The organism is Streptomyces cyaneochromogenes, assembly GCF_003963535.1.
GTDB classification, from domain to species: Bacteria; Actinomycetota; Actinomycetes; order Streptomycetales; family Streptomycetaceae; genus Streptomyces; species Streptomyces shaanxiensis.
The window spans coordinates 7,810,865-7,824,513 of the sequence record NZ_CP034539.1 but is presented as its reverse complement, the minus strand read 5'-3'; the positions used below and the strand labels follow the sequence as shown (position 1 = coordinate 7,824,513).

The 13,649-nt window shown below is 69.3% G+C and carries 3 protein-coding genes; all 3 read left to right on the top strand.

Translation table 11 applies throughout. From position 1 onward, the window contains the following. The first annotated feature begins 142 nt into the window (after positions 1–142). Genes EJ357_RS35470 through EJ357_RS35460 form a run of 3 tightly spaced genes read left to right on the top strand, consistent with a single transcriptional unit; the run spans position 143 to position 13,633 of the window. Positions 143–6,493 (top strand): protein kinase domain-containing protein, encoded by a 6,351-nt coding sequence (locus tag EJ357_RS35470; protein WP_175647633.1) that lies wholly within the window; start codon positions 143–145, stop codon positions 6,491–6,493. A gap of 58 nt (positions 6,494–6,551) precedes the next feature. Then, positions 6,552–9,509 carry a DEAD/DEAH box helicase gene (locus EJ357_RS35465; RefSeq protein ID WP_126395764.1) on the top strand — a complete coding sequence of 986 codons (2,958 nt, stop codon included), beginning with the start codon at positions 6,552–6,554 and terminating at the stop codon, positions 9,507–9,509. Continuing rightward, positions 9,509–13,633: an Eco57I restriction-modification methylase domain-containing protein gene (locus EJ357_RS35460; RefSeq protein WP_126395763.1), complete on the top strand. Its 4,125-nt coding sequence runs from the start codon at positions 9,509–9,511 to the stop codon at positions 13,631–13,633. Before EJ357_RS35465 ends, EJ357_RS35460 begins: the two co-directional genes overlap by 1 nt. Positions 13,634–13,649 lie beyond the last annotated feature (16 nt).

Here is a 13,649-nt window from a genome sequence, read left to right as displayed (position 1 = left end):
GATGACTGTAAGCACGGGGAACAAAGGAGCGAGGCTTTCAAGCCAAGGCCCGCATGAACGACGCGTTGACAACGTCAACAGGATGATGTGATGCTCGCAACAGGTGAAGGTATACGCTCCCTACGGAATGTACCCACCTTGTATGCGACGGGTGAGACGGGGAGGGCAAGTGCGCCTGGAGACGGTCGACGGACGGTTCCGGATCGTGGGGATCCTGGGCCGCGGGAACATGGGCGAGGTGCACCGGGCCGAGGACCTTCAGGCGGCCGCGGACTCCCCGCACCGGGAAGTCGCCGTCAAGACCGTGTTGCGCAGCCGGACCGGAGTCGCCGTCGATGCCTCGGGGTCCGGCAAGGAGATCGACCGCTTCCGCCGCGAAGTGCGGATCATGCGCATGCTCTCCCAGGGCCACCCGAACCTCACCCTGCTGATCGACGGCGGCGTGGACCGGGCGCCGGGCGGCAGCGGCCTGCCCTACCTGGCCATGGAGTTGCTGGACGGCCATCCGCTCGCGGACCTCATCGACGAGGAGCCTCAGCTGCCGGTCTCCTGGGTCGCCGCCATCGGGGCACAGCTCGCCGCCGGTCTCGCCGCCGCACACACCGCCGGGGTCGTCCACCGTGATCTGAAGCCGGCCAATGCGATGCTGACCCGCGACGGCACCGTAAAGGTCCTCGACTTCGGCATGGGTTCGGTTGTCGACGATCCCGACCAGACCCGTCTGACCAGCACAGGCGTCAGCGTCGGCACGGCTCGCTACATGGCCCCCGAACAGTTCCGCGCCGAACGGGTCTCCGCGTCGGCCGACCTCTACGCGCTCGGCTGCATCCTGTACGAGCTGCTGATAGGGCGGCCGCCGTTCTCCGCCAGAACCCCGTACGAACTCTCCGAACAGCACCAGCACGAGAAGCCACCGCGGCTCACTCTGGTGCGCCCGGACCTGCCCGCCGAACTGGTCCGGCTGGTGGACCGGCTTCTGGAGAAGGATGCCGACCTGCGGCCCGAGAACGCCGCCCTGGTCCGTGAGACGCTGGTCCCGCTCGCGCTCGCACCGGACGACACGGCCGCCCTGCTGGCTCCGCACTGGCAGGTGATGGACCCGGTGGCACGACTGCGTGCCCTGCTCCCCGAGCCTGCCCCGGCCGCCCCCGCACCCGTGCCGCGCAGGGAGCCGCGCCTTCCCGAGGCGATGGACGTCTTCGGCATCCATGCCGACCTGATCAGCGAGTACAAGAACTTCACCAAGAGCGCGACGGTGATCCGGGACGCCCGGATCGACAACTTCGTCGAGGAAGACCTGGCGGCGAAGTCGCAGTGGCCCGACCCGTGGCTGTCGCTGAACCCGTTCTTCGCCGACGGCGGGCAGGTCACCGACCTCGTACGAGACGGAGTGCTGCACCCGAAGTGCGCGGAGATCTTCCAGGCCGACAAGAAGGAGACCTCGCAGCGTCCGGACGGCCGGCCGCTGACGTTCCACCTCCACCAGCGGCAGGCGATCGAGGCCGCGCAGGCAGGCGACTCCTATGTGCTCACGACCGGCACCGGTTCCGGCAAGTCCCTGTCGTACATCGTCCCGATCGTGGACCACGTACTGAAGGAGCGTCAGGCGGCGGGGCCGGGCGCCGGCGGCCGGGTGCGCGCGATCGTCGTCTACCCGATGAACGCGCTGGCCAACTCGCAGCTGGGGGAGCTGGAGAAGTACCTGCGCCACGGTTTCGGGAAGGGGCGCGAGCCGGTCACGTTCGCCCGCTACACCGGCCAGGAGTCCGACGAGGACCGCCGGCAGCTGCGGAAGAACCCTCCGGACATTCTGCTGACCAACTACGTGATGCTGGAGCTGATGCTGACCCGGCCGGACGACCGGTCCAGCCTGATCCGCATGGCCGAGGGGCTCCAGTTCCTCGTCTTCGACGAGCTGCACACCTACCGGGGCCGGCAGGGCGCGGACGTGGCGTTCCTGATCCGCCGGGTGCGTGAGGCCTGCCGCGCGTCCACGACGCTGCAGTGCATCGGCACCTCGGCGACCATGTCCACTGAAGGCTCCTGGGAGGACCAGCAGCGTGAGGTGGCCAGGGTCGCCGGCCGGTTGTTCGGTACGACGGTGCTGCCGAAGCGGGTCATCGGGGAGACCCTGGTCCGGGCGACCGGGGAGGCCCCCGAGTCCCTGCCCGCCGAGCGGCTGCGGGTGCCGGCGGCGCCCCGCTCGTACGAGGCGTTGACGAAGGATCCGCTGGCCCGCTGGGTGGAGTCCCGGTTCGGCCTGGAGGACGAAAAGGGTACGGGGCGGTTGCGCCGCTGCCCTCCGGGCACCGTCGAGGAGGCGGCGGCCGAGCTGGCTGAAGAGTCCGGGGTGCCCGAGGAGAGCGTGCGCGAGGCGATCCGTACGACCCTGGAGGCGGGCGCGCAGGCAAAGCACCCGGTGACGGAGCGGCCGCTGTTCGCGTTCCGGCTGCACCAGTTCCTCTCCAAGGGCGACACCGTCTACACGACGCTCGAGGATCCGCTCACCCGGCCGCTGACGCGCACCTACCAGCTGGAGCAGCCGGACAGCGACGGCAAGCCGCTGTTCCCGCTGGCGTTCTGCCGTGAGTGCGGCCAGGAATACCTGACGGTCTGGCGCACCGAGGACGGCGGCGCGTTCCGCTACGAGCCGCGCCGGGACACCTCCGCCTCCGGTGGCCGCGCGGGCGAGGGCTACCTGTACCTGGGCATGCCCGGGCAGGACTACGAGTGGCCGGCAGATCCGCAGAAGGCAGTGGACGACAGACGGTTGCCGGAGTCGTGGCTGGAGCCGGACGCGCAGGGCGTGACGGTCGTCAAGAAGTCCTACAAGCCGCGTCTGCCCAAGCGTGTCGTCGTGGACGCCCACGGAAACGAAGCGGGCGAAGGGCTGGTGGCGGCGTTCGTCCCGGCGCCGTTCCTGTTCTGCGTGCACTGCCAGGTCTCCTACGAGCAGACCCGCGGCCGGGACTTCGCCAAGCTGGCCACCCTGGACCAGGAGGGACGGTCCTCGGCGACCTCGCTGATCTCCGCGTCGATCGTGAAGTCGCTGCGGGCTGTACCGGAGGAGAGCCTGAGCAAAGAGGCGCGCAAGCTCCTGACGTTCGTCGACAACCGGCAGGACGCCTCGCTCCAGGCCGGGCACTTCAACGACTTCGCTCAGGTGACCCAGTTGCGTGGCGCCCTCTACCAGGCAGCTGTGCGTGCCGGTGAGGAAGGGCTGAACCACGACGACCTCGCCGAGGCCGTCACCGAGGTAATGGGCCTGACGCCCCGCGAGTACACGGACGGCGCGGACCTGACCCCTGCCATGGAGCGCCGGGCGGTGAAGACCTTCCGCGACGTCGTCGGATACCGCCTCTACCGCGACCTGGAGCGCGGCTGGCGCATCACGATGCCGAACCTGGAGCAGACGGGACTGCTGCGGATCGACTACGAGGATCTGGACTGGCTCGCCGCCAACGACGAGCGCTGGCAGTCCGCGCACGCCGTGCTGCGCGACGCCGATCCGGCGCTGCGCGAGGAGGTCGCCCGTACGCTGCTCGACTTCATGCGTCGGGCTCTCGCCATCGACGTGCAGTACTTCCGCGACGACTTCGACACCCTTCAGCGGGCGAGCGAGGAGCGGCTGACCGGGGCGTGGGTGCTGAGCGAGAGCGACCGGCCGGTCGTCGGAACCGCCTATCCGTATGGCTCACGACCGGGTATGGAGCGCTCCGCGCTGTTCCTGTCGGCCCGCGGCAAGTTCGGCAAGTACCTGCGGCGCAACATGCCGGAGCTGCGTGAGGCGTCCGTGAGCCTGGACGACGTTCAGTCCGTCATCGAAGACCTGCTGAAGGTGTTGCGCGACGCCGACCTGGTGCGCGAGGTGGACGCGACCCCCGAGTCCTCCGGTCCGGCCTACCGTCGCCGTGCGGCGCAGAAGCGCACCGGCTACCGGGTGTCCGCCGCGCACCTGATCTGGCGCGCCGGGAACGGTGAACGCGGCGCGGTCGACCCGCTCGCGCGCACCTACAGCAGCGGGGAGGGCCCGCGCGTCAACCCGTTCTTCCGGGACCTGTACCGGACGGCGGCCGCCGAGCTGGCCGGTCTGTTCGCGCGGGAGCACACCGCTCAGGTGCTTCCGGAGGACCGGCTGGAGCGCGAGGAGCAGTTCCGGGAGGCCAGACTGCCTCTGCTGTACTGCTCGCCGACGATGGAACTGGGCGTGGACATCTCCTCGCTCAACGCCGTGATGATGCGCAATGTGCCGCCGACCCCGGCGAACTACGCACAGCGCTCGGGCCGGGCGGGCCGTTCCGGTCAGCCCGCGCTGGTGACCACGTACTGCGCGACGGGCAACAGCCACGACCAGTACTACTTCCGCCGCTCCCAGGACATGGTGTCGGGCCAGGTGGCCCCGCCGCGGCTGGACCTGGCCAACGAGGACCTGGTCCGCTCTCATCTCCAGGGCATCTGGCTGGCCGAGACCGAGATGAAGCTCGGCACCGCGATCCCGGAGGTCGTCGACGTCGCCTACGACCCGGACGGCGACGACCGCCCCGATCCGCAGATGCCGCTGCCGCTGCGTTCCGAGATCCTCAACCGGTCCCTCGACGAGGACGCCCGCAGACGCGCGGCCGACACCGCCCGTACCGTCCTCGCCCCGCTGATCGCGGACTTCGAGGCGACCACGTGGTGGTACGACGAGTGGATCGAGGACCGGATCGAGCGGGCTCCGCAGGAGTTCGACGCCGCTTTCGACCGGTGGCGCCAGCTCTTTCGGGCGGCGGTCATCGATCAGTACGAGCAGAACAAGCGGGTCGTCGACCACACTCTCTCCCCGGGCGAGCAGAGCCGGGCGCGCTCCCGCCGCCGGGAGGCCGAGACACAGACGAACCTGCTGCTGAACCGCTCCACCGACAGCAAGTCCGTGATGAGCGACTTCAACCCGTACCGCTATCTGGCCTCCGAGGGGTTCCTGCCGGGCTACAGCTTCCCGCGGCTGCCGCTGGCCGCGTACATCCCGCGCTCCGGCAACCGTCGCAACGCCGACGGCGACTATCTGCAGCGTCCCCGGTTCCTCGCGATCCGCGAGTTCGGCCCCGGCGCGCTCATCTACCACGAGGGCGCCCGCTACCAGGTCACCCGCGTGCAGCTGCCGCCGGACGCGTCGGGCGAGCTGGCGACGGCGGAGGCCAGGCGCTGCGACGGCTGCGGCTACCACTACGCCGTCAAGCCAGGCTCCGACAAGTGCACCATGTGCGGGGAGGAGTTGCGCGGCAAGCGCACGGGCCTGCTCCACCTGCACACCGTGTACACCACACCGCGCGAGCGGATCTCCTCCGACGAGGAGGAGCGCCGCCGGGCCGGTTTCCGCCTGGAGACGTCGTACGCGTTCCAGGACCACGGCGCCCGCAAGGGACGCCTGACCTCGCACGTCGCCGACGCCGGCGGGGCGCCCGTTCTCGACCTGGACTACGGCGACTCGGCGACCGTGCGCATCACCAACCTCGGCCGCGTCCGCGACAAGGAGGGCGAGCCGGACGGCTACTGGCTGGACCTGGGCGACGGCCGCTGGCTCAACGACCGGGCCGCCGCGGACGCCATCGAGGGCACCGGCATGCCGGTGGTCGACGAGGACGGAAACGAGAAGCGCCGCAAGAAGCGCGTCCTGCCCTTCGTGGAGGACCGCCGCAACATCCTCGTGGTCACTCTGGAGGAGCCGCTGCCCGAGCCGGTTGCGCTGTCGTTCCTGTACGCGCTGGAGCGGGGCATCGAGGCGGCGTTCGAGCTGGAGGACTCCGAACTGACTGCGGAGCTGCTGCCGCCGGACGACGGCCCGCGCCGACGCATGCTGTTCACGGAGGCAGCCGAGGGCGGTGCCGGTGTGCTGCGCCGGATCCAGCACGACAAGGACGCTCTCGCCAAGGCCGCCGAAACCGCCCTGGACATCTGCCACTTCGACCCGGAGACCGGCGAGGACGAGGGCGGACCCGCGGACGGCGAGAAGTGCGCCCGCGGCTGCTACGCCTGTCTGCTGACGTACGCCAACCAGACACACCACCGCCAGCTGAGCCGGCACGCCGCCCAGCCGCTGCTGCTGCGGCTGGCCAACTCCCGTACCGAGCGGGAGGACCGCGGCGAGTCCCGCAGCGAGCGCTTCCGCAGGCTGGCCCCGGCGGCCTCGCCGACCCCGGTGGAGGCTGACCTCGCGGACCTGGTCGCTCAGGGTGATCTGCTCGGCTGGCTGAGGGCGAAGGGCTATCGGCTGCCGGACGAGGTGGAAGTCCTCGTCCCGGAGGCCGGGGCCTGCCCCGACCTCGTTTTCCGCCTCGACGGCGCCAACCTCGCCGTGTTCGTCGACGTCCCCGGCCACCCGGCCGACTCCACCCGTGACGTCGAGGCCGGGTACCGGCTGGAGGACGCCGGCTGGGACGTCCTGCGGTTCGCGGCGGACACTGACTGGGACGCCATCGCGGACCGCAATGCCGCCTACTTCCACCTCCGTTGACCGCTCCGCCCCGCCCCCCTCTCGACCTCCTCTCGACCTCTAGGAACTGAGACATCTCATGAGCCTCACGTACACAGCCGGCTCGCTGGTCGCCGCCCGTGGCCGGGAATGGGTGGTGCTGCCCGAGAGCGCCCCCGACATGCTGGTGCTGCGCCCCCTGGGCGGGAGCGAGGACGACATCGCGGCCGTGTTCCCCACCTTCGAGGAGGTGCGGCCGGCCGAGTTCGCGGCGCCGAGCCCTGCCGATCTGGGCGACCAGCGGGCCGCCGGTCTGCTGCGTACGGCGCTGCGCATCGGGTTCCGCTCGGGTGCGGGCCCGTTCCGCTCGCTGGCGTCGATCGCGGTGGAGCCCAGGGCCTACCAGCTGGTCCCGCTGCTGATGGCGCTACGGCAGCGCACGGTACGGCTGCTGATCTCGGACGACGTGGGCATCGGCAAGACGGTCGAGGCGGGCCTGATCGCCAAGGAGCTGCTGGCGCAGGGCGAGGCGACCCGGCTGGCGGTGCTCTGCTCCCCTGCGCTGGCCGAGCAGTGGCAGGGCGAGCTGCGGGAAAAGTTCTCCATCGACGCCGAACTGGTCCTGGCCTCCACGGTGACACGCCTGGAGCGCGGCTTGGAGCTGGGCCAGTCCCTGTTCGACAAGCACCCCTGCACGATCATCTCGACGGACTTCATCAAGTCGACCCGCCACCGCGAGGACTTCGTACGGAACTGCCCCGACCTGGTGATCGTCGACGAGGCCCATGCCTGCGTGGCGGCCGACGACAGCGCGCAGGGCGGCACGTCGTCCGCCGCCAACCAGCTCCGGTACGAGCTGCTGCGCAGGATCTCCGCCAAGGAAGACCGGCACCTGCTCCTGCTGACCGCGACGCCGCACTCCGGCAAGGAGTCCGCGTTCCGCAACCTGCTCGGCCTCGTGCGTCCCGAACTCGCCACGCTGGACCTGGAGTCCCCCGCGGGGCGCGCGAAGCTCGCCGAGCACTTTGTGGCCCGCAAGCGTGCCGACGTCCGCGACTACCTCACCAAGGAGGACGGTCTCGCCGACGACTCCCTGGCCGAGCGGACCGCCTTCCCGTCCGACCGCTGGACCAAGGACGAGCCGTACAAGCTGACGCCCGCCTACCGGGCGCTGCTCGACGACGCCATCGCCTACGCACGGGACCGCGTGACGGCGGCCGGGGAGCAGGGCAAGCGGGAGGCCCGGATCGCCTGGTGGTCGGTGATCGCTCTGCTGCGCTCGATGGTGTCCTCCCCGGCGGCCGCCGCACAGACCCTGAAGACACGTTCCGAGTCCGCCACCGCCCGCACCGCGCAGGAGGCGGACGCGCTGGGCGCCCCGGTGGCGGCCGACTCCGCCGAGAACGACCGGCTGGAGGGCATGGACGTCGCGCCGGGCGCCGCCGAGTCGGAGGAGGCGGGTGCCCGGCTGCTCGAACTCTCCCAGCGGGCAGCGCAGTTGATGGGACCGGCCGAGGACGCGAAGCTGAAGGCACTCACCCGGCATCTGAAGGGCCTGATCGCCGACGGCTACCACCCGATCGTCTTCTGCCGCTACATCCCCACCGCCGAGTACCTCGCCACACAGCTGGAGGGCAAGCTCGGCAAGAAGACGAAGATCGCCGCGGTGACCGGCACCCTCTCCCCGCAGCAGCGTCTGGAGCGCATCGAGCAGCTCGCCGCCGAGTCCGACGCATCGGGCTCGGAGGCCGGCGACCCGGCCGTCCGCCGCGTGCTGATCGCCACGGACTGTCTCTCCGAGGGCGTCAACCTCCAGCACTACTTCGACGCCGTGGTCCACTACGACCTCGCCTGGAACCCGACCCGCCACGACCAGCGGGAGGGCCGCGTCGACCGCTACGGCCAGAAGCGCGACCAGGTCCGTGTCATCACCATGTACGGCGAGGACAACGGCATCGACGGCAAGGTCCTGGAGGTGCTGTTCAAGAAGCACCGGCAGATCAAGAAGGACCTGGGCATCTCCGTCTCCGTCCCCGACGAGACCGCCTCCGGTGTCACCGACGCCGTCGTGGAGTGGCTGCTGCTGCACGGACGGCAGGGCAGCCAGGAGAGCCTGTTCGAAATGGACGGCCACCAGGAATCGTTCGACCGTATCGAGCGCGAGTGGAGCTCGGCCGCCGAGCGGGAGAAGACCTCCCGCTCCAAGTACGCCCAACGTGCCATCCACCCGGAGGAGGTGGCCCGCGAGGTCACCGCCGTACGGGCCGCGCTCGGCGGCGCCGACGAGGTGCGCGATTTCGCCCTCGAGGCGCTGCGCGACTTGGACGCGCTGGTCCGCGAACCGCGCGACGGCACCGGCGACTTCACCGCTCAGGCCGGCGGCGCCCCGGCCGGCCTGCGTGACGCGCTCGCCGCCACCCTCGGCGGACGGCTGATCGAGGAGGACCGGGAGATCCCGTTCCGTACGACACCGGCGATCGCCCGCGGCGAGGCGGCACTGGTCCGCACCGACCCGGCGATCGGCGCCATCGCCTCGTACGTCCTGGACTCGGCGCTCGACGCGAACACACCGGGCCCCCGCCCGGCCCGCCGCTGCGGTGTGGTGACCACGGACGCGGTGACGATCCGCACCACGCTCCTCCTGGTCCGCTACCGCTTCCACCTCACCCTGCCGTCCCGTACCGGCGAGCGGCAGCTGGTCGCGGAGGACGCCCGGCTGCTTGCGTACGAGGGAATGCCGTCGCGCGCCCGCTGGCTGGACGACGACGCGGCCACCGCGCTCCTCACGGCCCGTGCCGCCGCCAACACCCACGAGCAGCTCGCCCGCAACCAGATCACCCGTGCCCTCGACGGCCTGTCGGACCTGTCCGCGCACCTCACCGAGTACGGCACGCGCCTGGCCGCCGAACTCGACGCCTCGCACCGCCGGGTGCGCAAGGCCAACGAGGAGATCGTCCGCGGCCTGAAGGTCCTCCCGCAGGAGCCGGCCGACGTCCTGGGCGTGTACGTCTACCTGCCGCAGCAGCCCGTTTCTATCTCGTCGGGAGCCGAAGCCTGATGTCCGCCGCCACCCGCACCGCCCTGGCCTTCACCGCCGTCACCACGGTCGGCGGCCTGCTCCCCGCCGACATGCTGCTGCGCATCGCCGAGGCGCGGAACCTGCCGGGTACCAAGTCCGCCGACTACGGCCTGCCCGCCTCGGTGCCCGTGCGCGACGAGGCCGAGCGCGCCTGGGAGTACCTCAAACCGCTCTGGCGCGACCTGCGCACGGCCCTGCCCTCGGACCCGAAGACGGGGGCGCCCGCCGCCGACCCGACCGGCCGGGCGGGGACGGACTGGCTCGCCCAGCTCTTCCGCAAGCTGGACTTCGGCGCGTTGACGGAGGTCGGGGCGGCGGGCATCCCGGCCGACTCGGACCCGGAGAAGCGGTTCCCGGTCTCCCACCGCCACGGCCCGGCGCTGGTGCACCTGATCCCCTGGAACCAGGAGCTGGACAAGCGCCCGGCGCCCGGCCAGGTCCCGGCCCAGTCCATGCTCCAGGACTGCCTCAACCGGACTGAGGCCCACCTCTGGGCGGTCCTGACCAACGGCCGCCGCCTGCGTCTGCTGCGTGACTCGTCGTCCTTCTCTACGGCTGCCTACGTCGAGTTCGACCTGGAGGCCCTGTTCGACGGTGAGCTGTTCAGCGAGTTCGTGCTGCTGTACAGCTTGCTGCACGCGTCGCGGTTCACGGTGGCGGAGGGGGCGGCGCCTGCGGGGTGCTGGCTGGAGAAGTGGCGTGCGGAGGCCGTCACTTCGGGGGCGCGGGCGTTGGATCAGCTGCGGCTGGGGGTGCAGAACGCGCTGACGGTGCTCGGGACCGGGTTCCTTCGGCATCCGGAGAATGTCCGGTTGCGGGAGGACGTCGATCCGAAGGCGCTGCGGGATGCTCTGCTGCGGCTCGTCTACCGTCTGCTGTTCGTCTTCGTCGCCGAGGACCGCGATGCGCTGCTCGACCCGGAGGCCGGCGAGCGGCAGCGAGAGGCGTATGAGCGGTACTTCTCCTCGGCGCGGTTGCGTGAGCGGGCTCGGCGGCGTCAGGGCACGGCGCATGGTGATCAGTACGAGGCTCTGCGGATCGTTCTAGATGCTTTGGGGACGGAGGGTGGCCGTCCAGAGCTTGGGCTGCCCGGTCTCGGTGGTCTGTTCTCGCACACGGAGGCCGACGCGCCACTGGACGGGTTGAAGCTGTCCAACGAGTCGCTGCTTGCTGCCGTACGGCACCTGGCGCAGGTCCGTGACCCGGGCGCGCGGCGCTGGCGGGCGGTCGACTACCGGCACCTGGACGCCGAGGAGCTGGGCTCGGTGTACGAGTCCCTGCTGGAGCTGGAGCCGAAGCACTCGGCGACGGACCGCTCGTTCGAGTTGATCGAGGTGGCGGGCAACAGCCGTAAGACGACGGGGAGTTACTACACGCCGTCGTCGCTGATCGAGTGCCTGCTGGATACGACGCTCGACCCGGTCATAGACGACGCCGTGAAGCGTGGCGAGCAGCGGGCGGTTGAGGCCGGTCGTCCCGACCCGGCCGACGACATCGTCGATGAGTTGCTGTCGCTTACGGTGTGCGACCCGGCTTGTGGGTCCGGGCACTTCCTGGTTGCTTCGGCCCGTCGCATCGCCAAGCGGGTGGCGTCGGTGCGGGAGCGCAACCCTGAGCCGACAGTTGATGCGATGCGGCATGCGTTGCACGAGGTTGTCGCGCGGTGTATTTACGGTGTCGACCTCAACCCGATGGCTGTGGAGTTGGCCAAGGTCTCGCTGTGGATCGAGGCCATGGAGCCGGGTAAGCCGCTCGGGTTCCTGGACGCCCACGTGAAGCACGGCAACGGCTTGATCGGCGCGACGCCGAAGCTGCTGGCGGACGGTGTTCCGGATGACGCCTTCAAGCCGATCGAGGGGGACGACCGGAAGTACGCGGCCGGGCTCGTCAAGCGGAACAAGGCCCAGCGGGGTGGGCAGGACGAGCTTCTGTTTGACACGGACACGCTGCCTGGCAACGAGCGTTACGCCGCAGAGCTGGCCCGGATCACTGCTGCCCCGGCCAACTCGTTGAAGCAGGTGCGGGCGCAGGAGTCGGCGTATCAGGCGTACGTGGAGTCGGCCGCGTATGTGCAGGACCTGCATGCCGCCGATGCGTGGTGTGCCGCGTTTGTGTGGCCCAAGCATGAGGGTGCGCCGGAGGCGCCGACGGATCAGGTGTTTCGGGCGCTGCTTGGGCGTGATCAGTCTGTGGTGCCGGATGGCACGCATGAGGAGATTCTGCGGCTGCGGGATCAGTACAGCTTCTTTCACTGGCACTTGGAGTTTCCGGAGGTCTTCTCCGTCCCGGAGTCGGGGATTGGGGTTCAGCCGGGTACGGGCTGGGCTGGGGGATTCGATGCGGTGGTGGGGAATCCGCCGTGGGAGCGGGTGAAGCTTCAGGAGCAGGAGTTCTTTGCTCAGCGGGATCCGCGTATTGCTGAGGCCAAGAACGCTGCGGCCCGGAAGAGGCTCATTGCCGAACTGCGTGACGACCCTGACGGCGCGCGCCTGTACGCCGAGTTCGAGGCTGCGAAGCGCCGCTCAGAAGGCGAGAGTCACTTCCTGCGCACCAGCATCCGTTTCCCGCTGACGGGGCGCGGTGACATCAACACGTACGCCGTGTTCACGGAATCAGACCGCATGCTGACAGGGCCGCGCGGCCGGACGGGCGTGATCGTTCCGACGGGAATCGCTACGGATGCGACGACACAGTTCTTCTTCAAGGACTTGGTCGAGCGCGGGTGCTTGGCCAGCTTGTTCGAGTTCGGAAACGAAGAAAAGCTCTTCGCCGCAGTCAAGGACTACGTGCGCTTCGTCCTCCTCACCATGCGCAGCCAGGGCGCCCCTGACGCCCCCATCTCCATGGTTGCCAAGGTCCGCCAGGTTGCACAGATCGCCGACCGCGCGTACACCCTGACATCGCGCGACATCCTCCGCGTCAACCCGAACACAGGGACGTGCCCCATCTTCTCGTCCCGTCGGGATGCAGACATCACGCTCGGCATTTACCGTCGAGTACCGGTCCTGATCAACGAGACGAATGAAGTGGGCGGGAACCCCTGGGATATCTCGTTCATGACCATGTTCCACATGTCGAACGACTCCCACCTGTTCCGCCCCGCCGCCCAGAACGGCGAGACATTCGACGACCTCCTCAAAGCAGGATGGACCCTAGACGGCAACGTTCTCGTCCGCGGCAAGGAACGTCTGCTCCCGCTGTACGAGTCGAAGATGATGCACCACTACGACCATCGCTTCTCCACATACGAGAACGCCACTGAGAAGCAACTCAACGAACGCACTCTGCCCCGTTTCAGTGTGGAGCAACACCAAGACGCCTCCGCCGTCCCACTACCTCGCTACTGGGTGCCGGAACAGGATGTTCCGACCGGCGAAGTCGATAGGAATGGCAAGCCCATCATGGAGTCTGGCGTCCACAGCCGCCTGATTTCCAAGGGGTGGAACCGGGGTTGGACGATTGGATTTCGCAAGATTTGCCGCGCATCAGACGAACGCACCGTAATTACCTACGCCTTCCCCCGTGCGGGTCTCGGAGATTCCGGAAACATTCTGATTCCTCGGAACTTCGAGCAATCCCCCCTGTTCTATGGAAACAGCGTATCGATGGCACTCGACTACGTTCTGCGGCAGAAACTCGGCGGCACCAACCTGAACTTCTTTCAGTTCGAGCAACTGCCCTTCATAGCCCCGGAGGTCATCGCTCTTCACGCGAGCTCCTTGACCCCTCGAATTCTAGAGCTCACCTACACGTCACACGACATGAGCCCATTCGCCCGCGACCTCGACGACACCGGTACCCCCTTCCGCTGGGACCCCTCCCGCCGAGCCGTCATCCGCGCCGAACTGGACGCCCTCTTCTTCCACCTCTACGGCATCACCCGCGACGACACGGCGTACATCCTGGACACCTTCAATGTCGTCCGCGACAACGACATCAAAGCGCACGGCGAGTACCGCACCAAGAACCTGATCCTCGCCGAGTACGACCGCATGGCCGCCGCCGGCCTCACCCTGGAGAACCCGCTCACCGAGGGCGAGTCCGGCACCTACCGCTCCACCCTCACCCCGCCCCCGGGCCACGGCCCCAGGCACCCCGCCTGACCCCGACCCTGTCCGA